Origin of the sequence: Pseudomonas sp. TH08 (assembly GCF_016651275.1) — a bacterium.
GTDB lineage: Bacteria > Pseudomonadota > Gammaproteobacteria > Pseudomonadales > Pseudomonadaceae > Aquipseudomonas.
The window spans coordinates 442,065-466,667 of the sequence record NZ_JAEKEE010000004.1 but is presented as its reverse complement, the minus strand read 5'-3'; the positions used below and the strand labels follow the sequence as shown (position 1 = coordinate 466,667).

Genomic DNA, 24,603 nt, shown 5'->3' with positions numbered 1-24,603 from the left:
ATGAGTTTCTCGAACAAGGAACAGGGTCAGGTCAAAGAGGCACTGCTGCCGTCGGCGAAAGACATCGACGCGCTGGTACGTGCCGAACATCCCGATCCATTTTCCATTCTCGGTCCGCACGGCGATGGCGCGGGCGGGCAGTTTATTCGCGCCTATTTGCCCGGTGCGCTGAGTGTTGTGGTGCTGGACAAGGACAGCGGTGAAGAGCGCGGTGCGCTGGAACAGAGCGAAACGCCGGGGCTGTTTGTCGGGCACTTCGACCAGGCGCGGCCGTATCGGCTGCGTACCCGCTGGGCCGGTGGCGAGCAGGAAGCGGAAGATCCTTACAGCTTCGGCCAGTTGCTCGGTGAAATGGATTTGTATCTGTTCGCCGAAGGCAATCACCGCGATCTCAGTTCGTGCCTCGGCGCGCAGCTGATGACCGTCGAGGGCGTTGATGGCGTGCGTTTTGCCGTATGGGCACCGAATGCCCGACGGGTGTCGGTGGTCGGTGATTTCAACGTCTGGGACGGGCGTCGGCATCCGATGCGTTTGCGGCATCCGTCCGGGGTCTGGGAGTTGTTCATCCCGCGCCTGCAAGCGGGCGAGTTGTACAAATACGAGATTCTCGGTGCTCACGGGATTCTGCCGCTCAAGGCCGACCCGATGGCGCTGGCCACCAGCCTGCCGCCGGACACCGCGTCGAAAGTCGCCGCGCCGCTGCAAGTCGACTGGCAGGATCACGACTGGATGAACAGCCGCCGGGATCGGCAGAAACATTCGGCGCCGCTGTCGATCTACGAGTTGCATGCCGGCTCGTGGCAATGCGAATTGGATGATCTGGGCGAAGTCGCCCGTCAGTACACGTGGCCCGAGTTGGCTGATCGCTTGATTCCATACGTGAAGGAACTCGGGTTCACCCACATCGAATTGATGCCGATCATGGAGCATCCGTTCGGTGGTTCCTGGGGTTATCAGTTGCTTTCGCAGTTTGCCCCGAGTGCCCGTTATGGCACCCCCGAGCAGTTCGGTGACTTCGTCAACGCCTGCCACAAAGCCGACATTGGGGTGATTCTTGACTGGGTACCCGCGCATTTCCCCACCGACACCCATGGCCTGGCGCAATTCGACGGCACCGCGCTGTATGAGTACGGCAATCCGCTGGAAGGTTTCCATCAGGATTGGGACACGCTGATCTACAACCTCGGCCGCACCGAAGTACATGGCTACATGCTTGCTTCGGCGCTGCACTGGTTGAAGCATTTCCATATCGATGGTCTGCGGGTTGATGCGGTCGCCTCGATGCTCTATCGCGACTACTCGCGCAAGGCCGGTGAATGGGTGCCGAATCGCCATGGTGGCCGGGAAAACCTTGAAGCCATCGATTTCCTTCGGCACTTGAATGACGTGGTCGAGCTGGAAGCGCCGGGCGCGCTGGTGATCGCCGAGGAATCCACGGCGTGGCCGGGCGTCAGCCAGAGCACCCAGCAGGGCGGCCTCGGTTTTGCCTACAAGTGGAACATGGGCTGGATGCACGATTCGCTGCATTACATCCAGCAGGATCCGGTGTATCGCGCGCATCACCACAACGAGTTGAGTTTTGGTCTGGTCTACGCCTGGTCAGAGCGATTCATCTTGCCGATCTCCCATGACGAAGTGGTGCACGGCAAGCATTCGCTGATCGACAAAATGCCTGGAGATCGCTGGCAGAAGTTCGCCAACCTGCGTGCCTATTTGAGTTTCATGTGGACCCATCCGGGCAAGAAGCTGTTGTTCATGGGCTGCGAATTCGGGCAATGGCGCGAGTGGAATCACGATCAGCAACTCGATTGGTATCTGCTGCAGTACTCCGAGCACAAAGGCGTACAGAAACTGGTCGGCGACCTCAATCGGCTCTATCGCGAGGAGCCGGCGCTGCACGATCAGGACGACGCGCCGCAGGGTTTTCAATGGCTGATCGGCGACGATGCGATCAACAGTGTTTACGCCTGGTTGCGCTGGAGCAAGGAGGGCAAACCAGTGCTGGTGGTGGCCAACTTCACGCCGGTGCCGCGTCAGGCGTATCGGGTCGGCGTGCCGTTTGCCGGGCGCTGGACTGAACTGCTCAACAGCGATGCCGACACGTATGCCGGTTCCAACTACGGCAATGGCGGCGGGGCGTTTACCGAGGAAGTGCCGAGCCATGGTCAGTCATTGTCGCTGGAACTGAACCTGCCACCGCTGGCCGTATTGATCCTCAAGCCTGAGGGTTGATCCGAGACCGAGTTGCTGCCATCGCGAGCAGGCTCGCTCCCACATTTGAAATGCGTTTCCCTGTAGGAGTGAGCCTGCTCGCGATGGCGTCCGCACCAACGCCATCGCCTCCAAGCCAAACCCTACCAGCGCATCCGCACGCCGAGGCTGCCGATCAGTCCGTTGAGGTCATTGTCATCGACATCGCTGCTGTAATCGGCACTCACATACAGGCTCACAGCCGGCGTTACCCGCGCCACCAAGCCCAATCCCAACTCGACGGTCGATGACTTGCGGCTGCTGCTGATCTTGTCGACCTGATCCAGTGTCACCGTGTTGCCGGTATACACCGTGTGCCAGAGGTTGGTGCGAACGTAGGGTTCGACCGGCAAACCGTTCAAATCGTAACTGCCTTTCAGCCGTGCTCCGACGCGGCCACTCCACGCGCTCAGATCGGTCGATGAGGCATTGCCCGACCCGGCATACGGCGTATCAAGGGTAATCCGCTGATTGATCAATTGCGCCTGCGGTTCGACCACCCAGTTCTCACTCAAGCCAATCGGATAACCACCCTCCACGGAGAAGGTCATCGCGCTCCCTTCGGTGGCTTGCCGAGCGCCTTGTTCGTTGCGACTGAAACCGCTGACCCGGCCACCGCTGGCCGACAGATCGACGTGCCAGCCCTGGGCACCGATCAGGCTGTAATAAGCGCCGAGGTTTTGGCCCTGCAAGTTCAACGTGTCGGTGGTCGGGTCGGAGAGGGCACGGCTAGTGATCAAGCCATTGCCGTTTGCCTGAATCTGATTGAGGCCGCCGATCAAACCGATCTTCTGGGTATGGCTGGCGCTTTGCAGCGTCAGCACCGCCGGACCTTTGAAAGCGTCGCTGCCCGGTGTGGCGAACCCCGGCGACAGCACATCGGTTTGCGCCTGACGGGCACTGCGCCCATATAACTCATCCCACGCCGAAGGTGCGAGGTCTTCGGTGATCAAGCGTGTGCCCTGCAGATCCGGCCGAGGGCTGAAGCGTTGCGGGTAGGGGGTGATCACCGTCGCGGGCAAGGTCATGACCGGCACATTCTCTCGGTACCACGGATCGGTCTCATCCGCCGCAGGGCTGGCCTGGGCCTCCATGGACGAGCACAGCAAGATTGAACTCGACACTGTGCAAAAGGTGATTTTGATCTCGTGTGGGGTGAATGAAATTTTCATGGAGGTCTACCTTGCAGGCGCATTGGGCATCTCGATGTGGCGTCTCTCCTACCCCGAACGAGGGGCGACCGAATGGAGCGGGGCGAGTCGTGGCCGCTCGATTTCGCGAGTGTCCGAAGGCTCGCCCCGGACAGTGATTCCGGGGGTAGTAAGGTAGAGATAAGAAGACGTGCTTGCGCGCGTCAAGAACCTGGACGATGAGCGGTAGGGGTAAATCGTGCGGTGCAAGCGTTTGTTTTTCTTTACATAACTAAGTGATTGTTTGCATGGGAAATCGCCTTTGAAACCCCGGCTCAAAGGCTTTCCATTACCGACGGAATGTTTACCAACTGATGCGGATGCCCACGTTGCCCGACACCCCGCGCAGGTCATTACTGTCAATATTGCGGCTGTAATCGGTACTGGCGTACACGCTCACGGCACGATCCAGGGTCACGACCAGACCGAGGCCGATGTCCGCCGTCGAGGATTTTTGCTCCGTGGTAATCACGTCGCTGTCGCCGAAGGTTACCGAATCAGTACCGGAAAATGTGTGCCACAGATTGGCCCGCAAATACGGCTCAACCGGCAGGCCGCTGACCTGATAACGGCCTTTGAGGCGTGCGCCGAGGCGTCCGGTCCATGCGCCGTCGGAGTCGAACGATACCCGCGAGATGCCGTCATCCTGACTGTCGAGGGAGATTTTCTGGTGGATGACCTGGGCTTGCGGTTCGACCACCCAAGTGTCGTTGATCGGCAATGGATAACCGGCTTCGGCAGACAGCGTCAGGGCATGTCCGCGATTGTCGAGTTTGAGCCCGCGATCAGAATGGTTGTCGCCATCGAAGCGGGTGCCCATCACCACCGTGTCGATGTACCAGCCGTACGGGTCGGTCAGCGTCCAGTACAGGCCGTAGCTGTCACCTTCGAGTTTGATCTTGCCGGCGCTGTTGTCCTCAAAGCCCTCGTTGAAACCGTCGACGTCGCCTTGCAAACGGCTGTGGCCAACGAAGAAACCGACACGCTGAGTCTGGCCGCCAGCCGTCTGTGAGCTGTACAGATCATTGCCGACCTGAAAGCCGTTGAGCGATCCATCCAGACGCGGTGTAACGGTGCCGGCCCAGGTCTGGTCGATGTTTTTTCCGTAAACCCGGCCCCAGCCGGCACCGAATGCACCGGTTTCACTGAGCAGGCGCTGATCGCCCTGACGATCATGGAAGGTGCCCAGAGCGTTGAGCGTCAGTTGCGCGGCAGCGGGTGGCAACACCGACCACGTCGGTACTTCCGGGCGGTACAACGGAATCGGCGCGGCACCCGCCACGGCCGCCGGCAGCACGGGCAGCGATACGGCGGGCGCAGGTTCGCCCGGTGTCGCGACAATCGGCGTAATAGCCGCCGCGACAGGCGTAGCCACCACTGGCACCAGAATCGGTGGCAGGCTCGGATCGGGGTTGGGCACGCTGACCACTTGCGGCGCGACCACGGCGGAGCGCAAGTACCAGCTGTTTTCCGTGCCGGCAGTGACGCCACCCTTGAACAGGTAGTAATCGTAGGCCCCGGCGGACAACCGGCTGCTCAGGGTAAACGCGTTATCAGTACTGACCGTGCTGCCTTGCGCCTGCACCAACTGAATGCCGTTTACCTGCGTCAACCCACCTGATCCGCCGAGGTTAGTCACGCTGATGACCGTGGCGCCGCTCAGGTTGCCGTTATTGACCACGAGTTTGTCGCTCGGTGAGTTGTCGCCACCGAGGACGCTTTGCAGCAATAACTGGCCGTTGTTGCCGACGTAGTTGCCTTGTACGGTCAGAGTGTCGTCGATGCGGCTGTTATCACGGGTCAGGTCGATGACCCCCGAGTTAGTCAGCGTCGCGGCTTGCCCGGCCACCGCGGCCGATACTGTGCCCTGAGTTGAAAACAGCGTACTGCTGGCATCGATGTTCAATGCACCGCTGCCCGTGCCGGCATCGCCGAGTACCAGGCTGCCTGAGCCCAGATCCAGTTGTGAAGCATTGCTCAGGTTGACTGTTTCCCAATTGATGAAGCGTGCGGGGAGTGCCGTGCGGGTATTATCGAAGGTCAGGGTGTCGCTGCCGACACCGCCGTCGACGCTCGGCGTGATGGCAAGAATGCTGTCGTCGAGATTGCGCAGGGTGGCGCTGTCGTTGCCGACGTCCATCAGGATCGCCGAACGAATGATCCCACCGCCGTCCCAAAGCAATCGGTCGTCACCGACACTGGCGCGGATCTCACCGAGGATTTCGCCCCCGGTCACGGTGATGCTGTCGTTGCCGCCGCTGACACTGATATTGCCGCCGATGCGGCCACCGGAGACGATGATCGTGTCGGTGCCGAACCCCGTGACCAGATTGCCGAGAATCTGCCCCCCGGACAGGTCGAAAATATTGTTGTCGAGTTTCATGTCGACGCGGCCGATCGTGCCACCCGTCATGCGTGCGACATCGCCGTCTTCAAAGGCGCCGACGATGGTGCCGCCGGTCATGAGAAAGGTGTCACGGCTGTCGCCTTGGGCGAGGGAGCCAATCGAGCCGCCAGTCATGACGAAGTCATCGATGCCCGCCCCTTGATTCACCGCACCCGTGATAACGCCGGAGTTCATCTCAACCCGATCGGTGCCAGCGCCGAAAGTCACGCTGCCATTGATCTGGCCGGTGCCGTTTACGGGGAGGGTCAGACTGTTGTTACCCGAAAGGTCAGTCAACGGGCCGCTGCTGCCACTGTCACAGGTGAAGGAATCGTTGCCGGGGCCGGGTGTCAATACACAGGCAGACCAAGCCGGTGGACTGGCGAGTAGCGCAATGGACGCCGGGAGAATGAAAGTGTGCGACAGCCTTTTCAAAGATTGAATAGATCGCATCGTGGCAATTCCCTAGTGTAGCGACTGGGGGAATTCGTCCTTGAAGGGGTGCCTGATCTAAAAACCTCTGAAGCTTATGAACTACGTGAGATCTGAACCCTAACGTTATGAAAGTGCCAATCCTTCAGCCTTTTAAGGTGTAGAAGGTATTTCTGTCGTTGTCAGCATGACTGACGAACGGTCGTACTCATGACGGTGCTACAGATGCACTTCGACCGCCAGCGGGAGGTGATCGGAAAGGTGCGTCCACGGCTTGTTGCCCAGGATCTGCGGGTCGTGGCTGCTGGCGTTGCGCAGGTAGATCCGGTCCAGCCGCAACAGTGGAAACCGCGCCGGATAGGTCTTCGCCGGACGACCATGATGGCGCTCGAACGCTTCGTGCAAATAGTCGCGACGGGCGAGGGTGGCGTTGCCCTGTAACTGCCAGTCGTTGAAGTCGCCGGCGATGATCACCGGCGCATCGTCAGGCAGGGATTCAAGCAGTTGACAGAGCAACTGCAACTGCAATTGGCGATGGCTTTCGAGCAAACTCAAGTGCACACAAATCGCATGCACCTCGGCATGCCCCGGTACGTCCAGCACACAATGCAGCAGGCCACGGCGTTCGGGCCCGGTGATCGACACGTCGAGGTTGCGGTATTCGCGGATCGGGTATTTCGACAGCAGGGCATTGCCGTGGTGACCGTCGGGGTACACGGCGTTGCGTCCGTAGGCGAAATCGCTCCACATGCTGTCGGCGAGAAATTCGTACTGCGAAGTCTGTGGCCATTCGTTGTAGCGGCTCGAATGGCGTTCGTGTTCACCCACCACCTCTTGTAGAAACACCAGATCGGCCGAGGTGCTGCGCACCGCTTCGCGCAACTCCGGGAGGATGAAACGCCGATTGAGCGCGGTGAAGCCTTTGTGGGTATTGACCGTCAGCACGCGCAGGCGATGGATGACGGGTGCGTCGACGTGGTGACGCTCGGGATCGCTGGACACGTTCACTCCTCTGAATCTGTCTGCCTATTCATGCGACAGATCCGAGGGCTACGCAGTTCCTTCCCGATTCCCGTGCAGGAGCTGCCGAAGGCTGCGATCTTTTGACGTTGGTTTCTAAAAACAAGATCAAAAGATCGCAGCCTGCGGCAGTTTTTACAAAATCATTGCGGTGATGGGATTTAGCGAGACATCGCACCGCCCCAAAACTTATGACCTCGATCCTTCAGAAAAACTACGTACTTGTGGTGAGGGGATTCAGCGAAACGTCGCACCGCCCCGATGGGTTGCGCAGCAGTTGTAAATCCTGAGTATGCGGTCTTCCTGAAAGATCGAGGTCACAGGTTTTGGGGCTGCTGCGCAGCCGAACGGGGATAAATCCCCTCGCCACGGATTTTTGTCTGACTTCTCAGGCGGGCAGCTCGAGATTATCCAGCGCCCGATTCACCGCCAGTTCCCCCAGCATGATCAGTTGCGCAATGCCCAGCAGCGTCCGGCGTTGTGAGGCGGGTATGAGATGAGCGAAATCATTGACGATGGTTCTGGCAGAAGCGAGGGTTTCGCAGGCATCGACCAGCAGCTCTTCGTTTTTGAAGTCTGCTGTTACGGCATACATCCTGCGGGTTTTACGGGGCGCTGGCACAGACCCGGGCGGGCAGAGGTAGTGATCGAGGGCGCGATCGGCGGCTTCGTTGAGCCTTTTCGACTCGATGGATTCGTAGGGCGAAGTGAGGTCGGTTTCGGGCGGGTTGGGTGTTGGTTTGATCATGGTGAAGCTCCTTGATTGTCGGAGCCGCCACATTTCGCTGCGAAACGAAGAGAGGTGGCAGCTGTACGCAGGTTCGCAGACCGGGAATCAAGGAACCCGGCATACCCGAAGGTATCCCGCGCACAGCCGCCATGAAGCATCGTTGCAATAAATCTTGAGAGCAACGATTGCGGACGTTGTGCGCCTTGATTGACCCGGGCTGCGAAACCCGACCGCTGATTCGTCAGCGACCGCCCCACAATAGAACCCGCCCCCAAGGCGCACAAGCCGGCGGATTCTGGCGTAGCTGTAGGCAATTACGCAAGGTCGTGTAGTCTGATTACGTGTCTTGGCGTTTCATTTAAACGTTGGTGTTTAAATGCAAAAGATCGGCATCGGCAGCTTCACAGGGTCAGTCCTTGATCATGTAGCAATTGCTAAATAGCTTTTATCTGTAAATTATCCATCTCATAATCGTTGCTGTCAGTTGTGGCTTGGTGGCTGTTTATTCTCAGCTCCAGAGTATTTTGCTGGGCAATGAATGTTCCTGTGAGGTATATCCATGTTCTGGGAAGAGCCGTGGCTTGGGTTAACTGTTCCAGTGTCGTGCTCAAAGAAAGAATCGGTACAGCACCACCCCTCCGATCCAACGGGTAACAGCCGTAATGGAAAATTGATAACGTTGTCCGATTTTGAAGTTGCCAAAGGATTTTTTAAGAACAATCCCCGCCGAGTTGTTGGTAAACGTGTTATTGAATAATCTTCGATTGCCCTGTTCCAGTCTGATACTCAAATCCCTAGGGTCACTCGCTGCTGGGCCAGGCGACCATCCCCCAAATGTACCGTCTTCAAACGTTGTAATTTCGTACTCAAGCGGTCGGATCGACAGTAACAATCCATGGGTCGGACTCTAGATCTTCCCCATACTTCGCTTTCGCAGTAAAGATATACGAGCCGGGTATCACCGTGAGTGAAGGAAGTATCCACACTCCAGCAGTATCAACTGTTCTGGTGGCCTGAAAGTTCCCTCGATCAAGCACATCAATACTTAGATTCTTCGTGGCAGATCCTTCGAGAGTCAGAGTTGTATCGAAGGTGCGTGCGTTGTTTGGGATCGGATTACCTCTGGAGTCCGTTACTTTGGTGATTGTTGGCACAATCAGCTCCACACTGTTGATGGTGTAAGTGCGCAGCGGAAGTAAAACCGCCCTGGTCCTGTCACGCGAGCCATCAAGACTGACGGCGCATTCCACGGTCAGTGCGCTGCTATCCTTGAGCGCCTTCAACCACGCAACCGGCGCCTGAACGTTCAATCCATCCAATGAGTCATTGGGCTCGCCAGACTTCACCTCGGTACTGATCGGGTTGCCATTGTTGTCAAAACCCTTGCACGTAACCCAGATCGGTTGCGCTGGCTCGAACACTGGCCATTTCACTGCAAGAATCCGCGCCCCGTCGTTGAGGGCTTCAACGTCCAGTACGTTAGTTGTATTGCCTGCGATATTCGGTGTCGGCAAACGTGAGTCGCCATCGGCAATCTTCAGCACCCTCAGTGGCGTCGGGGTTGACTTCCCGGCCTGCCCGCCATTGCGATTGAGGTTCCAGCGCAACTCGAATGACTTGCCTTGGCGGGCCGCGAGATACGCCGGGGTCAGCACGGTGTTGACCCGTTTGTTGCTGTTGAATGCCACCAACGGAAACTGTGGCGAACCTGTCGGCGGATCGACCTCGGCCAATCGCGCACGATCGCCGTCAAGGGCTGCAAGGTATTCGATGCGCATCGTGATCCCGTTCGGATAGGCCAGCACATCGACAGGATCGACGGCCGGCGCCACGAGACTCGGCGGTAGCAGATCAATCGGCGTGGCTCCGGTTACCGTTGCGTTGGCCGTGACGGAATTGCCCACCAAGTCACCATTGGGTCTGCGCAGTTCATAGATCACCGTTACACGGCTGCCGGCGAAGACCTTGGCGTTGGGCACTTCGAGAATGCAGGGCTTTTTCGATCCGAACTGATCCGCTTCGACTTTGCCGCTGACGTTCACCACCACATCGGCGGGTTGCCCGGTGTCTTGGGCGGTGTAGGTCGCCAGCACGTTATCACCCGCAACAAAAGGGGGATTCGCCGTCAACACCACCAGCAGCAAAGGCTTGCCGGCCAGTTTTTTCAGATCGATTTCCTCGGGGTCATCCCCCGGAAATTCCTCCAGCAGTTCCAGCAGAATCGGCTTCGGCAAACGGATGCCATCCAGATCCTCATCCACGGCTTGTACCGGCGACCATGGCGCATCGGTGTCCGGGCCGTTGCCGATCTGGTCGGTGACGGTGTAGGAAAAATACAGTTTCTGCTCTATCCGTTTCGCCTTGTCCAGAAACGCGCGAGTGATGGTGAAGCAAATGGTGATGGGCTCTTCGGAGCCATGATTCGGCGGTTGCGGCGCCTGATTCGGATTCACATTGGCCGTCATCAGTTCGCCGTTGCATTTGAGGGTGATGAGGTCATAAGCCCGGCAGTACGGGTAGGACACACAGACGTCGGCGCTGACGAAATCCGCACCGACGCCGTTCTTGATCACGTCGGGCAGCAGCAGTTTGAGTTCGGAATGGCCACCGGATGCGTCGTACTTGTCCTTCAAGCCTGGACGGATCTTGTTGTAGAGGATGGTGAGCGGATTCGACTTGCCGATGTTTTGGCTGCCGCGCGTGATGGTGTAGTAAAGCTCGTTGACCCGATTAGGAAGCAGCCGGCCCTTGGGAATGCGCAACCTGGTGCGCACGTTCGGATCGTCAATGGTTTTACTGTCCAGTTTGGCCGACTCGTCCTTGAGCCAAAGCTCCATGACATCCCCGGACTCCATGGTGGGAGAGAATGGCGGATCGACAAAAACAACCGCGCCTTCACCGTCGGTGACCAGGTCATAGGCCACCAAAGGCACGCCGATGTCCGCGCCAACCACGGGCTCGGTCTGGCCGTTGACTATGGGCGGAAAGAGGACAAGGACAGTGTTGTCGCCAGAGGACGAGGCGGTCATGGAAGAGGCTCCTGCGTAGTGAGAACGGGCAGGAGCCATCAGAGCGCTAAATGAGGATTTGCGCACCTGTCAGATCTGACAGGTGGCGACGGATGGTGCGGCGGTGGCGAAAGTGCCACACCCACCGGTTGATCGCATTCCGCATTTACACACGGTGCGGTGTTAGACGAACACGATCTCGTAGGGTAAACGCAGGCGCTCGAGGGTCACCGGGGGCATCATCGGTGCGATGCCCAGCGCAGGCTCGCCGTTGAGCTGGCTGGCGTAGGCATGGGTGGCGTGGCTCTTGCGCGCGACGGTCCAGCTGTCAAGGCGCAGCTTGCGTGCGCGCTCCCAGGGAATCAGCGTGTGTTCGCGTTCCGGCCAGTGCCAGGCCCAGATCGCTACGTCGTGGAATGTCGCCCCTGTCATTTCAGCGGCTTTGGCGCTGGCACGGCCGACCGCTTCATGGTCGTTATTGCCGTCGCCCCGCCAGGTACTGAACACCACGTCGCCGGGGCGCAGGTAACGGCTGATGAACTCGGTCAGCTGCGCTTCCTGATCGATCAGTGCGCTGTCGGTAAACCCGCCACGCACCCATTTCAGGCTGTGCATGGGCAGACCGAGGCGGCGCAAGGCTTCGACGCTTTCCTGCGGACGGAACACGCTCAGGCGTTTCTCCGACCATTGCCGTGAACCGGGATGGCTGGCACTGCCGTCAGTGATCGATAGCAATTGCAGCGGATGGCCAAGGTTGGCGAGTAGTTGCAGCAGGCCGCCGGCTATCGCCACCTCATCGCCGGGGTGCGGGGCGATGACGACGGCTCGCGCGCCGACGGGCACCAGACTGCGGGTGTTGATGACCGGAATGTTGTCGAGTTGCCGGGCGCTGTTCCATATCTGCGCTGGCGCTCTGTTTTCGCTGAGGGATAACAGTTTCATGTGAGCGACGTCCTTGTGTGTCTGGCCCTCTGTCGCGCACAGACATGACGCCCGTGGCCGACCCGTGAAGGCTGGTGAATTGCCGTGCGACGCTCCGAACCCTGGATTGCCGCGCAGCAGAGTATTGCTCATGAACTGTCATTCGTCGCGTTACAGATTCAGCTGATCCGGTTTTTTTTCGCAAAGCTGTGTCAGTTGTCGCAGATAATCGCCAAATCCGCCCCGTGCACGGCTGTCCAGTCGGGCGCTGGTGTGGACTTGCGGACGATGGCTCCAGGCAATGTTGGCGCCGCACAGTTCCAGCTCCCGCACCAATTGCACATCCTCGTCGCAAGCCAGCGGTTTAAAGCCTCCGGCCCAGCGATAGGCATCGGCGCTGATGCCCAGATTGGCGCCGTGGATGTGGCGATGACCGTCACTGGCCTGATAGTGGCTGTGATAGCGGATCTGCGCAGCCTCATCGAACGAGTCATGCCAGTGCTCGACCGTCACGGTGCCGCACACGGCGTCGGCGCCAAGCCCCAGTTGGGCCACCAGCCAGTCGTCGGCCACGCGGCTGTCGGCGTCCGAGCAGGAGATCCAGCGCGCACCGCGCTCAAGCAGCACTCGCGCACCGCAAGCGCGGGCCTGGCCGACATTGCGCGCCTCGATTGGCAGGCTCATGACCGGGTAACGCGCGACGATTTGCGCCGAACGATCGGTGCAACTGTCGAGCACCACCAGCACTTCCACGCGTTCCCCAGCCAGCAAACCATGCTTGCTGGCACGCAACGCCGCGTTCAGGCAGGCGTCGAGCAAGTCCTCTTCGTTGTGCGCCGGAATCAGGATGCCGATCATCGCAAACCCTCCAGCGCCGCCACGGAACGTGGCTCTCGACTCCACACTTCAAGGATGAAATCCGCTTCCTGATGCAGCACCAGGCGTGGCAATTGCAATTGCTCATGAATCAGGTCGTGAACCTGGCGCGCATTCAGCGGGCAACCATCAATCGGTGGACGCCAGTGACAGGCGAGCAATTGGCCGTCCGCAGTCAGGGAATTGCTGATGTGACGGATAACGGCTGTCAGATCTTTGCTATCCAGGTAGTAGCCGATTTCGCTAAATACAATCAGGTCGAATTTTTCCTCCGGCCAGTCGCTCGGCAAGCGATTTTGCCGCACTTCGGCGTGGTCAAAATGGCTCAAACGGGTTTTCGCCAGCCGCACGGCGGCAGCGGCCGTATCGCAACACAGCAAACGGTCGCAACGGCTCGCCAGTTCAGCGCTCAGTTCGCCATTGGCGCAGCCCGGTTCAAAAATTGCGCGATAACGCGGTCGGGGCAGGGCGGCGAGGGTGATCGCGCGTTTGCGTTGCTCGTACCAGCGCTCGCGGAAGGCCCAAGGGTCGTCGTTGCCGGCGAACAGGCCTTCGAAATAGCGATCTTCGACACTCATAGAAACACCACCTCGAAGGGCTGCAGCAGGCGATCCAGCACATAGGGCGCCAGCACTGGCGTCAGACCGGCGTCGGGATCACCCTCCAATTGGCTGGCGAAGGCATGCACTGCATGGCGTTTGCGCGCAATTTGCTCGGGTGACAGGAGAATTTTGCGCGCCCGTTGCCAAGGCACCAGCGCGTCTTCGGGCGTTGCCCAGTGCCACGTCCACACCGGCAACTCATGGAAGCTCGCGCCCACGCGCCGCGCAGCTTCAGCGCTGGCACGGCCGACGGCCTCGTGGTCGCAATGGCCGTCCTCACTCCAAGTGGCAAAAAGCACATCTTGGGGACGCAGATGGCGTTCGATGAACTCGCACAATTGCGCCTCTTGTGCCGCCACCTGGCTGTCGGTGAAACCACCGCGCAGCCACTTCAAACGATGCATTGGCAGGCCGAGACGACGCAGGGCTTCGGCGGACTCCTGCGGGCGCACCACGCTCAGGCGCTGTACCGGCCAGCGTGCCGAGCCTGGATGACTGGCGCTGCCGTCGGTGACCGAAATCAATTGCAGGGGCCGGCCAGCGGCTGCGAGCACTTGCAACAGGCCGCCGCAGCCGAGCACTTCATCGTCCGGGTGCGGGGCGACAATCACCGCCCGCGCGCCTGGGGGCACCAGACTGAGAATGTCGATGCTGGGCAGTTCTGCCAGATGCCGCGAGGCTTGCCACTGTTGCAGCGAGGTGCCCTGGCCGACGATTGGATTGGCTCTCATAGTGACCAGACCTCGCTGGATTGGCCGGCAACCAGGCTGCCAAGGGCAGCGAGATCGCGTTCGGCGTGGCTTTGGCGCAGGAACACCGGCAGGTCGGCGATCAGTCGCGCGAAGTGCCGATCCTTGCAATAAGGCCCGGCGCCCAGCGCACGGCCGACTTCGCGAATCACCTGTTCGGCAGTCTGTTCGACCACAGCGCGGGCGCGACGGGCCAGCAGTTGCGCGTTGTCTTCGGGGTGGGCATCGATGTGCAAGGCGCTGAAGCGCAGCACGTCGGCGGCGGCCTGCAAGGCACTGTCGACCGCACCGAGGTGAGCGAGGGCATGCGGTTCTTCACGTTGCGCGCAGTGCTGGCGCAAGGATTCGGCAATTTGCCGTGTGGCGCCATACCAGCATGCCGCAATGCCGACGCCACCCTGCCAGAAGCCCGGCCGTTGCAGATAGTCGCCGGGGCTGCCGATGGCCTGACCTTCGGCGCCGTCGAAGAGCACTTCAACACTGCCGGTGGCCGCCATGCCCACGGCTTGCCAGCCTTGATCGGTGATGGTCACGCCCGGTTGATCGAGTGCGACCGCCACCAGTTGCTGCTGATCATCGGCATCCCACGCGGTGAGCAGCGCATGGCTGAGCACCGCCGCGCCGGAACACCATGCCTTGCGTCCGTGCAGCGCCACCATGTGCCCGGCGGGACGCACTTGCACTCGCGCCTGCGGCGGTTCTGCGGCCCACATGCCCCAAGTGCTGCCGGGCGTCGGCGTACCGCCGAGTTGCTCGATGATCGCCAGTGCGTCGGTGTGACCTTCGTAGAGTTTGCACAACCCCAGATCATGCCCGCCGACATCGGCCAGCCGTTGCAACCGCGCGAGCGTCAGACCGCTGCCGGGTAACGGCAAGCGATCCAGCCCGGCCTCGACCAGCGCCCGCAGGCAATGGCCGAGGGCCGCGGCGTCGGGATAATCCGGCGGCCGACGGGCGAGATAATGTACCAAGTCCATTTCAGTCTTCTTCATCACGTTGTAGTTCAAACAGCAGCAGTGAACGTCCGGTCACCGAATACTCATGATCGAAATCAAAGCGCTCCTGCCCGCGAATCGATGGCTGATTGGTGTCGATCATGCATGTCCAGAATCCGCCGTCAGGCACTTCCGGCAATTTGAAATTGACGATGTCGTGATGCGCGTTGACCACCAGCAGCAGGGTCGCATCGCCACCCTTGCGACGAATCCCGGTTTCCTGCGCGCGGCCATCAAGCAGCATGCCCAGGCAACGGTTGTGCGCGTCATGCCAATGCTCGGTGGTCATCTCGGTGGCGTCCGGGGCCAGCCAGGTGACGTCCTTGACGCCGATGTCCTCGTTGTATTCGCCGACCAGGAAACGTCCGCGACGCAGGATCGGGTACGCCAGGCGCAACTTGATCAGGCGCTTGACGAATTTCAGCAATGCCTTGCCGTCCTCGCTCAAATCCCAGTTGACCCAACCGATCTCGCTGTCCTGGCAGTAGGCGTTGTTATTGCCGTCCTGCGTGCGGGCAAACTCGTCACCGGCGACGATCATCGGCGTGCCTTGCGCGAGCAACAGCGTGGCGAAGAAATTGCGCATCTGCCGGTGGCGCAGGGCATTGATCTCCGGGTCGTCGGTCGGGCCTTCGACGCCGTGGTTCCACGACAGGTTGTTGTTGCTGCCGTCCTGGTTGTTCTCGTCGTTGGCTTCGTTGTGCTTGTCGTTGTACGACACCAGATCGTTGAGGGTGAAACCGTCGTGAGCGGTGATGAAATTGACCGACGAATACGGCCGGCGACCGCGCTGATTGAACATCTCGCCGGACGCAGTCATGCGGCTGGCGAAGTCGGCGACCTGAGCATCGTCGCCTTTCCAGAACGCGCGCACCGTGTCGCGGAACTTGTCGTTCCACTCGACCCAGCCCGGCGGGAAATTACCCACCTGATAGCCACCGGGGCCGCAGTCCCACGGCTCGGCGATCATTTTCACCTGGCGCAGCACCGGGTCCTGTCGGCAAGCGACGAGGAAGCTGTGGCGTTCGTCGAAACCGTCATGATAACGACCGAGAATGGTCGCCAGATCGAAGCGGAAGCCGTCGACGTGCATCTCGCTCGCCCAGTAACGCAGCGAGTCGGTGACCATTTGCAACACGCACGGGTGACTCAGGTCGAGGGTGTTGCCGGTGCCGGAATCGTTGATGTAGAAGCGTTTGTCGTCGGGCATCAAGCGGTAGTACGAGGCGTTATCGATACCGCGCATCGACAGGGTCGGGCCTTGCTCGTTGCCCTCGGCGGTGTGGTTGTAGACCACGTCGAGGATCACTTCGAGATTGGCTTCGTGCAGGTGCGCGACCATTTCCTTGAATTCGGCGATCTTGCCGCTGGCCAGATAGCGCGGGTCGGGGGCAAAAAACGCGATGCTGTTGTAGCCCCAGTAATTGGTCATGCCTTTTTGCAACAAGTGCTGGTCATTGACGAAGGCGTGGATCGGCAGCAGCTCGACCGTCGACACACCGAGCTTGCGGATGTGTTCGAGTACGTCGTCGACCATCAACCCGGCAAACGTGCCGCGCACGTTTTCCGGCACCGAGGGGTGACGCATGCTGATGCCGCGCACGTGGGTTTCATAAATGATGGTCTTGTCCCACGGCACGCTGACACGGTGGTCGTTGCCCCAGGTGTGCGCCGGGTCGATGACTTTGCACTTGGGCACGAACGGCGCGCTGTCACGCTCATCGAAACTGAGGTCGGCGTCAGGGTGGCCGATGGTGTAGCCGAACAGTGCTTCCGACCATTTCAACTCACCCACCAGCTGTTTGGCGTACGGGTCGATGAGCAGTTTGTTGTGGTTGAAGCGGTGGCCGTTGGCGGGATCGTACGGGCCGTAAACGCGGTAGCCGTAGATCAACCCCGGATGCGCATCGGGCAAATAGCCGTGGTAGATCTCATCGGTGTATTCCGGCAATTCGATGCGTTCGAGTTCGACTTCGCCGGCGTCGTCGAAAATGCACAGCTCGACCTTGGTGGCGTTGGCGGAGAACAGCGCAAAGTTAACCCCCAGTCCATCCCAGGTCGCACCCAGCGGGAAGGGCAGGCCTTCACGGATTCTCGACGGCTCGGTGTGCGCTGCGGGCTCGGCTTTCTTTGGACGGGTCATAATTGCTCCTGCAAAAAACGGGGATAGTTCGTTGACACTGATCCCCTGTGGGAGCGGGCTTTTGCGGTGAGTGGATAAATCCCCGATCGGCTGCGCAGCAGTCGCAAAATCGTTGAATGCGGAATGTCTGAAATCCCGCATTGAAGCATTTGGGGTCGCCGTGCGACCCATCGGGGATAAATCCCCTCACCACAAAAGCTGCCTCCTTGAAGTCAGGCTCTGGTTTGTGAGGTTTTTTCAGGAAGAGTTGGCCCTCGGTGGCGAGCAAGCCCGCCACACGGTCATTCAGTTCAATTCAATCGTCGGGTTAAGCGTCAGATCGCCGAAGGCTTGCGCGGCGCTCGTGGCTTTTTCTCGGCGGGTTTTTCGCCGGGTGGAATCACCTTGGCGGCGCTGGAAGGCTTGGCCTTGGCCGGCGCTTTCGGTTTGGCAGCAGGTGCCTTGACCTCAGCAGTCTTGCCAGCGGTTTTGCTGCCCGCCGCTTTCGGGGCTTTCTTCGGGGCCAACGCTTCGGCTTCAGCCAATTTGCGCGCCATCTCCCAGTGGCGATCCTCGTGGCCTTCGGGTTTCCCTTCGGATTCCCAGATCTGATAGGCGAATTCGCGGATGCGTTTATCGTCGGTGCTCATCGCAATGCTCCTGAACTGAACTCGTGCTTACGTTAAGTGTTGGATAAAGAGATTGACCGGGACATCCCCCAGCGCGTCGCTGATATTCAGCTCCCTGTTTTTTGTGACTGCGCCGCTCGAAAAAAGTCCCTTCAGGTTTGTATCAGAGGCGGCGAACGGTAAAACCACCCGCGTATCGCCCCAGCGCAGCGCATCCACCTGAGATACAGCACTATTTTCCAGCAACGTCGCGCAACGGATCGGCACGATCACGATGGCCTGTTTCCCCTCGTACTCGCGGGCAAACGCGAGCACGTTGTGCGCTTGACTGCCCAGCACCTCCAGGGCCTGGTACGAGCCACGCCGAAACAGCTCGGCATGTTCAACGCGCAGGTTCAGCACCTCGGCGATCAAGGCTTGCTTGATGCGCCCGTCACGCCAGTTCGCCAGCAGCTCCGTGATCGGCAATTGCGCCGTCAGGGCCTGCTTGCGAGCGGCGTAATCCACCGGCCGGCGGTTGTCCGGATCAACCAGGCTGAAGTCCCAGAACTCATTGCCCTGATACAGATCCGGCACCCCCGGCACGGTCATGCGCAGCAAGGTTTGCGCCAAACCGTTGAGCGCGCCGGCAGCGGCGATGCTGTTGACCGTCTTGCCCAGCGCCGCGCGCAGCAGTTCGCCTTCATCACCGGTGAGCAGTCTTTCGGTGAAAGCTTTGGCGGCGTCTTCGTAGGCATCGTTCGGCGCGCTCCAACTGCTTTGCAGCTTGGCTTCGCGCAGCGCTTTCTGTTGCCATTGCCAGATGCGTTTGGCGTAGTCGGCAAACCCGGCCTGATCGCCTTCGTGCAACTCCAGCGGCCAGCTGCCAAGCAATGCCTGATACAAAATCAATTCATCGCCCGACGACGGCACTTGATCGTCACTGCGCACCGGGCGGGCGAGGGCGCGCCACAATTCGATCTGCTCGGCGTACCAGTGACTGCGCTCGCTGAGTATGGCGAGGCGTGCGCGGGTGTCTTCGCCGCGTTTGTGATCGTGGGTAGCGGTGGTCAACAGGTTGTCGGGGAACTCGGCCAGACGCTGCTGATTGACGGCATGGAAGTCGCTGACCGGCGCACTGAATTGTTCAGTGTTGTAGCCGACGTCATTGCGCGACAGCAGCACCGCCGAACGATACAGCGCGGTGTCTTCCACAGCTTTCGCCGCAGCCGGGGAGGTCAATTGCTGAAAGCGTACGCAGGCGTGCTTGAGGATTTTGCGCGAGCGCCCGCGCGGTTTGCGCCGCCACGGTGTACCACCGAGCCAGGCCGCCAGGCAGTCGAGCACCGGCCAGTCGCCTTCACCAAGGGTCTGTCGCGCACCGTCCATGGCCTGCTGGAAAAATACTTCATCCTGCGCTGAGCGGCCCATTGCGCTGATGTAGGTGCGATACACCGGGAAATGCACGATCAACGCCTGCAACGCGCGACGAATCGCGCCGAGGGTCAGGTCGCGGGTCATCAAGTCATCGCGGGCGACTTGCAGCAGCGCCTGAGCGACGCTTTCGCAATCGCTGGCCAGCGAACCGTTGAGTATCTGCTGGCGCGCCAGTTGTGCTTCTTCGATGAATGCGGCGGGGCGTTCGGTGCGGCGCTGCCACAGCTCACCGAGCACGTACTCACCGTCCGGATCATGTTGCAGCAGCGACAGTTGATTCATGAACTCGTAGCCGGTGGTGCCATCCACCGACCAGTCGCGACGTGGGGTTTCACCAGCGCCGAGGATCTTTTCGATGTAGATCGGCAAGTGGCGTCCCGGCGCGAGCAGATCGACTCGCCGACGCAGTTTGCGGCAGTACCCGCGCGGATCGGCGAGGCCGTCGATATGGTCGATACGCAAACCGTCGACCAGCCCTTCAGAGATCAACTGGAAGATTTTGCCGTGGGTCGCTTCGAACACGGCCGGGCGTTCGACGCGCAAACCGCCAAGCTCGTTGATATCGAAAAAACGCCGCCAGTTGATGTCGTCCGCAGCCGTGCGCCAACTGGCGAGACGATAGCTTTGCCGTTCGAGCAATTGGTGCAGCTTGTGGAAGCCTTCTTCGGTTGTGGAGTCGTAGTGAGTGAGGCTGGTTTGAATCGCTTCGAGGATGTGCGGATCACTCGCCACTTGCCGCAGCTCTTCCTTCAAAGGAATCGCCAGCGAATGGGCATCGGTCTGGTAGCTGAGCGCGCCGAAGCGATCGGCCAAGGGTTTCAGCGCTTCGTCGGACGTGAGCAACTCAGCGTAATCGCTCGGGCAGATCGGGAAGTGGTGGTCGTAATGCTCGACGTGGAAGCTGCCTTTTTGCGCATCGAAATGCAGTTTCAGCGTGCCTTCCTGTAACGCCACGCCGTAATCGCTGCCGAGAAACGGCAGCAGCAATTGGCCCTCCATCAACGGGTCCGGCGAGTGCCACTGAATGTCGAAGAACTCACCGTAGGGACTCAACCGTCCCCATTCCAGCAGGTCCAGCCACCATGGATTGTCACTGCCACCAACAGCCATGTGGTTGGAAACGATGTCGAGGATCAGCCCCATGTTGTGTTCGCGCAGGGTGCTGACCAAGTGCCGTAGCGCCGCTTCGCCGCCAAGTTCCGGGTTCACTTGTGTCGGGTCGACCACGTCATAACCGTGCATTGAGCCGGCTCGGGCCGCCAGCAGCGGCGAGGCATAAATGTGGCTGATGCCGAGACTGGCGAAGTACGGCACCAGCGGCACCGCGTCTTCGAGGGTAAAGTCTTTATGAAATTGCAGGCGCAAAGTCGCGCGCAGGGGCTGAATAAGCGTTTGATTCATTGGTCACGCTCGGCAGCCTGGAGACGTGCACAGGCCAGCAACTCTAGGCGTCGCGCCGCATCGACGCCGTCGAGCAGTGCTTCGCTGGTGCCGGGCAATCGCCGCGACCAGTTCGGGTGGGTGTCGATGGTGCCCGGCAGATTGGCCTGTTCATTGATGCCCAGCGCATCCTCCAGCGGCAGCAATACCAGAGGCGCGCGGGTATGACCGAGGAACCGCACGCTGGCATCGACCACTTGATCGGCTTCGTGGGACTCCTCGCGAAAATTCTGCGGATCCTGACTCAAGGCGCTGCGCAGGCCTTCACGCTCGCGTTGCCGGTGGTGACGCCATTCGATTTCGCCATTGGCGTCGACAAACCCCAGCCGCGCATTCCAGTCGATGTCACGGCCGTGCCACCAGCCGTTGAGCGTCGGCAGGTCGTGGGTGCTGGTGGTCGCCAGCGCATTGTCCGGCCAGTCGAGTATCGGTCTGAAATGACTGTTGTCTTGTTCGAACAGCAGCACGCGCATGCCAAGGATTGAGCGGGCGATGAGTTTTTCGCGCAGGCCGTCCGGCACAGTGCCAAGGTCTTCGCCGAGGACGATGGCCTGGTGACGATGGGATTCAAGCGTCAGCAGGCGCAGCAGATCGTCGACCGGGTAATACAGATACGCACCGTCGGCAGGGGCTGCACCGTTGGGGATCACCCACAGGCGTTGCAGGCCCATCACATGGTCGATGCGCAAGCCGCCGGCATGGGCGAAATTGGCCCGGAGCATGTCGATGAAGGCACGGAAACCATTGCGAATCAGGCCTTCCGGGGAAAATGCGGAAATCCCCCAGCCCTGACCGGAGCGGTTGAGTATGTCTGGCGGTGCACCCACGGTCAGCGAGGCGAGCAATTCGTCCTGGAAACTCCACGCCTGACTGCCGGCGCCATCGGCACCGACGGCGAGGTCAGCAATCAGGCCGATGCCCATGCCGGCGCCGCGAGCGGCCGTTTGCGCGCGCTCCAGACAACGATGAATCAACCATTGGCAAAAAGCGAAGTAACCGATGCGTTCGGCATATTCTTCGGCGAAGGCTTCAAGCGCTGCACCGCGCGGGTCATGCCAATGTTGCGGCCACTGCCGCCAATCGAGGTTTTCGCCACGGGCGGCGCGCATTTCCTGAATCGCTTCGAAGCGGCAATGGTTTTCCAACGCCTCGCCACCGGCGTGACGGAAACTGGCGAAGTCGGGATGCAACGGGTGGTCGCCGGCCACGAAACCTTCGTACAACGCGTGCAGAAGTTTCTGTTTGGCTTCGGCGGCGGCCGGCCAGTCGATCAGTTTGAGATCTTCGAGCTGCGCAAAGTGCTCGGCCAGCCCAGTGGCATCGATGGCATCACGCAAGGCGCGTTCGCCGAGAATCGCGCCCGGTGCGGCGTACAGGGAGTTGAGGAACAAGCGACTGGAAGGCGAATAAGGGCTGTAGCGGCCAGTGTCGGCACTGAACATCGCGTGCAGCGGGCTGATCGCCAGGGCTTCGGCGCCGCGCTCGCCAGCCACGCGAGCAAGCTCTTCCAATGCCTGAGTGTCACCAAAACCGCAATCGCCGGGACGGCGCAATGAATACAGCTGCACGCTCAGGCCCCAGGCGCGCGGGATCGGATTGTCGACAGCATCGCCAACACTGAAGCAGCGTTCCGGCGCCACGGCCAATGTGAAGTACTGATCGGCGATGTGTACTTGCTGATAACCGACAGGAATCAGGCCCGGCAGGACGGCTTCTGCATCGAGTTTGAGATTGAGGCGGGAGCCGTCTTCAAGGTGGATTTCGCAAGGGGTGTGCGGCTCGAAATAGCGCGCCAGATCGACGCCGACGCCGACATCGCTGGTCAACAGCGGCGGTAAGTGGCGGTCTTGTTGCACTTCTTGCAGTTGCAGCAGGCTGGCGTCGATTTCCTGCGCCGTGCTGGCGGGGTGGCCGAGGCCGATGAGGACATTGCGCAGCACCGCCGGGGCTACTTTTTGCGGGCGTCCGTTGGCGTCGATCCAGTCGACGGCGAGGCCGGCTCGGCTGGCCAGAATTTCCAGTTGCGCATCGCTCATAGGCGCTCTCCATCCAGAGGTTGCAAAGGGGTTGCGGCCGTGAGGCTGACAATCGCGCAATACGCGGGCAGTTCGCCCGGATCCGACAGCGCCGCAGCGGGCGGCTGCTGAAACAGCCACACGGCGTCGGTCTGTGGAGGGTTGACCACCGGCGTGTCGCTGAGGTTCAGGTCAATTCGCAGCTCGCTGCCATCGCCCAGGCGCCAGCGCGCACTGACCGCGCCATAACCGAGCATGTGTGCACCCAGCGCCTGAGTGCCGGACAGGTTGGGAATGATGTAGCGATGGCGTAATTGCAGGAGTTGCCGGTACAGCGCGAGGGTTTGCTGCTGGTGTTGAGTGCCGCTGCCGATCAGCCTGGGTTGTGAGGCGTGGAAGGTCTGTTCGGCGTTGGGGTCGGGAATCTGCTCGCGTTTGTGCGGATCAGCGAAAGTACTGAAGGCGGCGAATTCATTGCGTCGGCCTTCGCGCACCAACTTGGCCAGCTCACCGTGGTGACTGGTGAAAAACAGGAACGGTTGTTCCGCTGCGAACTCGTCGCCCATGAACATCAGCGGAATCATCGGCGACAACAGCAACAGCACGGTGGCCGCTTGCAAAGCCCGCGGATCGGCCAGTTGATGCAGGCGCTCGCCGAAGGCGCGGTTGCCGATCTGATCGTGGTTTTGCAAAAACAGCACAAACGCCGTCGACGGCAGATGCTCGCTCGGTTCGCCGCGCGGTTCGCCATGACGGGTGATGTGGCCCTGAAACACGAAGCCCTGGCTCAGGCAACGGACCAATTGCTCGGTGGGTTGCAAGGCGTAGTCGGCGTAATAGGCGTCGGTTTCGCCGGTCAGCAAGACGTGCAGGGCATTATGGCCATCGTCATTCCACTGCGCGTCGTAGTCGTATTCCAGCAGGCTCGACTGGTTCAGCTCGTTTTCCACGGTCAACCAGACGTGGCGGCTCGGGTCAACCTGCTGGCGGATGCGCTGGGCCATTTCGATGAGGAAATCCGGATCCTCGATGGCATGTACCGCATCGAGGCGCAGACCGTCGAAGCGATATTCGAGCAGCCACATCAGCGCGTTTTCGATGAAGAAATCGCGCACTTCGCGGCGGCGAAAATCGATCGCCGCGCCCCATGGCGTGTGTTTGTCCTCGCGGAAAAAACCTTTGGCGTAGCGATGCAGGTAATTGCCGTCGGGGCCGAAGTGGTTGTAGACCACGTCGAGGATCACTGCCAGACCTTGACCGTGAGCCGTATCGATCAAATGCTTTAGTTGTTCCGGCGTGCCGTAGGAGGCTTGTGGCGCATAGGGCAGGACGCCGTCGTAGCCCCAATTTCGATCCCCGGGGAATTGCGCCAGTGGCATCAGCTCAATGGCGGTGATGCCAAGGGTCACCAGGCGGGCCAGGTGTTGCTCGACTTCGGCGAAGCCGCCCAGCGCACCGACGTGCAACTCGTAGATCACCGCTTCGCTCCACGGCCGACCGTGCCAGGCGCTGTGTTGCCATTGATAGGCCAGTGGATCGACGACAATGCTCTGGCGGTCGAGGTCGCCGTCCTGCGCTCTGGAGGCCGGGTCGGGGACCTCCAGTTCGCCATCGATGTTGAAGCGGTAACGCATACCCGCCGCACAGCGAGCCTTGATCACGAACCAGCCGTCAGCCTGCGGTAGCAGGGGCAGGGACTGGCCGTCTTCCAGCTCGACGCTGACGTAAAACGCATCCGGCGCCCACAACGCAAACTGCGTGTGCTCGGCATCCAGCATGATCGCGCCGTGGGGCCAGGTTTCAGAAGACCGTAACGGCATTG

General features: G+C 60.4%; 17 protein-coding genes. 1 reads left to right on the top strand and 16 read right to left on the bottom strand.

Features of this window, described 5'->3' with window-relative positions; translation table 11 throughout:
- Entirely contained in the window at window positions 1–2,232 is a 2,232-nt protein-coding gene (gene glgB, locus JFT91_RS19210) for a 1,4-alpha-glucan branching protein GlgB (protein ID WP_201233509.1), read from the top strand.
- Window positions 2,233–2,354: 122 nt separating this feature from the next.
- Here the strand turns inward: glgB and JFT91_RS19205 are convergent, their stop codons facing one another.
- From JFT91_RS19205 to treZ, 16 genes are all read right to left on the bottom strand, one after another.
- The gene (locus JFT91_RS19205; RefSeq protein ID WP_201233508.1) at window positions 2,355–3,422 is read right to left on the bottom strand and encodes an autotransporter outer membrane beta-barrel domain-containing protein; all 1,068 of its coding nucleotides are present in this window, start codon (window positions 3,420–3,422) and stop codon (window positions 2,355–2,357) included.
- Between the two features lie 322 nt (window positions 3,423–3,744).
- On the bottom strand, window positions 3,745–6,279 hold the full coding sequence (locus JFT91_RS19200) for an autotransporter family protein (RefSeq protein ID WP_201233507.1): 2,535 nt from the start codon (window positions 6,277–6,279) through the stop codon (window positions 3,745–3,747).
- Between the two features lie 198 nt (window positions 6,280–6,477).
- Window positions 6,478–7,260 carry an endonuclease/exonuclease/phosphatase family protein gene (locus tag JFT91_RS19195; RefSeq protein WP_201233506.1) on the bottom strand — a complete coding sequence of 261 codons (783 nt, stop codon included), beginning with the start codon at window positions 7,258–7,260 and terminating at the stop codon, window positions 6,478–6,480.
- A 406-nt stretch (window positions 7,261–7,666) separates the two neighbouring features.
- Window positions 7,667–8,026 carry a DUF6124 family protein gene (locus JFT91_RS19190; protein WP_201233505.1) on the bottom strand — a complete coding sequence of 120 codons (360 nt, stop codon included), beginning with the start codon at window positions 8,024–8,026 and terminating at the stop codon, window positions 7,667–7,669.
- Between the two features lie 589 nt (window positions 8,027–8,615).
- On the bottom strand, window positions 8,616–8,798 hold the full coding sequence (locus JFT91_RS30275) for a hypothetical protein (protein WP_201233504.1): 183 nt from the start codon (window positions 8,796–8,798) through the stop codon (window positions 8,616–8,618).
- A 76-nt stretch (window positions 8,799–8,874) separates the two neighbouring features.
- The gene (locus JFT91_RS19180; RefSeq protein WP_201233503.1) at window positions 8,875–11,037 is read right to left on the bottom strand and encodes a hypothetical protein; all 2,163 of its coding nucleotides are present in this window, start codon (window positions 11,035–11,037) and stop codon (window positions 8,875–8,877) included.
- Between the two features lie 162 nt (window positions 11,038–11,199).
- Window positions 11,200–11,958, bottom strand: a complete 759-nt coding sequence (locus JFT91_RS19175) for a PIG-L deacetylase family protein (RefSeq protein ID WP_201226065.1) — start codon at window positions 11,956–11,958, stop codon at window positions 11,200–11,202.
- Between the two features lie 150 nt (window positions 11,959–12,108).
- Window positions 12,109–12,795: a glycosyltransferase family 2 protein gene (locus tag JFT91_RS19170; RefSeq protein ID WP_201226064.1), complete on the bottom strand. Its 687-nt coding sequence runs from the start codon at window positions 12,793–12,795 to the stop codon at window positions 12,109–12,111.
- Complete coding sequence (locus JFT91_RS19165; protein ID WP_201233502.1) at window positions 12,792–13,391, bottom strand: SAM-dependent methyltransferase; 600 nt, start codon at window positions 13,389–13,391, stop codon at window positions 12,792–12,794. Before JFT91_RS19165 ends, JFT91_RS19170 begins: the two co-directional genes overlap by 4 nt.
- A complete protein-coding gene (locus tag JFT91_RS19160) occupies window positions 13,388–14,146 on the bottom strand; it encodes a PIG-L deacetylase family protein (RefSeq protein ID WP_201204074.1) in 759 nt (252 codons plus the stop codon). Before JFT91_RS19160 ends, JFT91_RS19165 begins: the two co-directional genes overlap by 4 nt.
- The gene (locus JFT91_RS19155; RefSeq protein WP_201233501.1) at window positions 14,143–15,141 is read right to left on the bottom strand and encodes an acyl-CoA dehydrogenase family protein; all 999 of its coding nucleotides are present in this window, start codon (window positions 15,139–15,141) and stop codon (window positions 14,143–14,145) included. Before JFT91_RS19155 ends, JFT91_RS19160 begins: the two co-directional genes overlap by 4 nt.
- Window position 15,142: 1 nt before the next feature.
- On the bottom strand, window positions 15,143–17,302 hold the full coding sequence (gene glgX, locus JFT91_RS19150) for a glycogen debranching protein GlgX (protein WP_201233500.1): 2,160 nt from the start codon (window positions 17,300–17,302) through the stop codon (window positions 15,143–15,145).
- Between the two features lie 314 nt (window positions 17,303–17,616).
- On the bottom strand, window positions 17,617–17,931 hold the full coding sequence (locus JFT91_RS19145) for a DUF2934 domain-containing protein (RefSeq protein WP_201226059.1): 315 nt from the start codon (window positions 17,929–17,931) through the stop codon (window positions 17,617–17,619).
- Between the two features lie 27 nt (window positions 17,932–17,958).
- On the bottom strand, window positions 17,959–20,727 hold the full coding sequence (locus JFT91_RS19140) for a malto-oligosyltrehalose synthase (protein ID WP_201233499.1): 2,769 nt from the start codon (window positions 20,725–20,727) through the stop codon (window positions 17,959–17,961).
- The gene (malQ, locus tag JFT91_RS19135; RefSeq protein WP_201233498.1) at window positions 20,724–22,802 is read right to left on the bottom strand and encodes a 4-alpha-glucanotransferase; all 2,079 of its coding nucleotides are present in this window, start codon (window positions 22,800–22,802) and stop codon (window positions 20,724–20,726) included. Before malQ ends, JFT91_RS19140 begins: the two co-directional genes overlap by 4 nt.
- Window positions 22,799–24,601 (bottom strand): malto-oligosyltrehalose trehalohydrolase, encoded by a 1,803-nt coding sequence (treZ, locus tag JFT91_RS19130; RefSeq protein ID WP_201233497.1) that lies wholly within the window; start codon window positions 24,599–24,601, stop codon window positions 22,799–22,801. Before treZ ends, malQ begins: the two co-directional genes overlap by 4 nt.
- Window positions 24,602–24,603 lie beyond the last annotated feature (2 nt).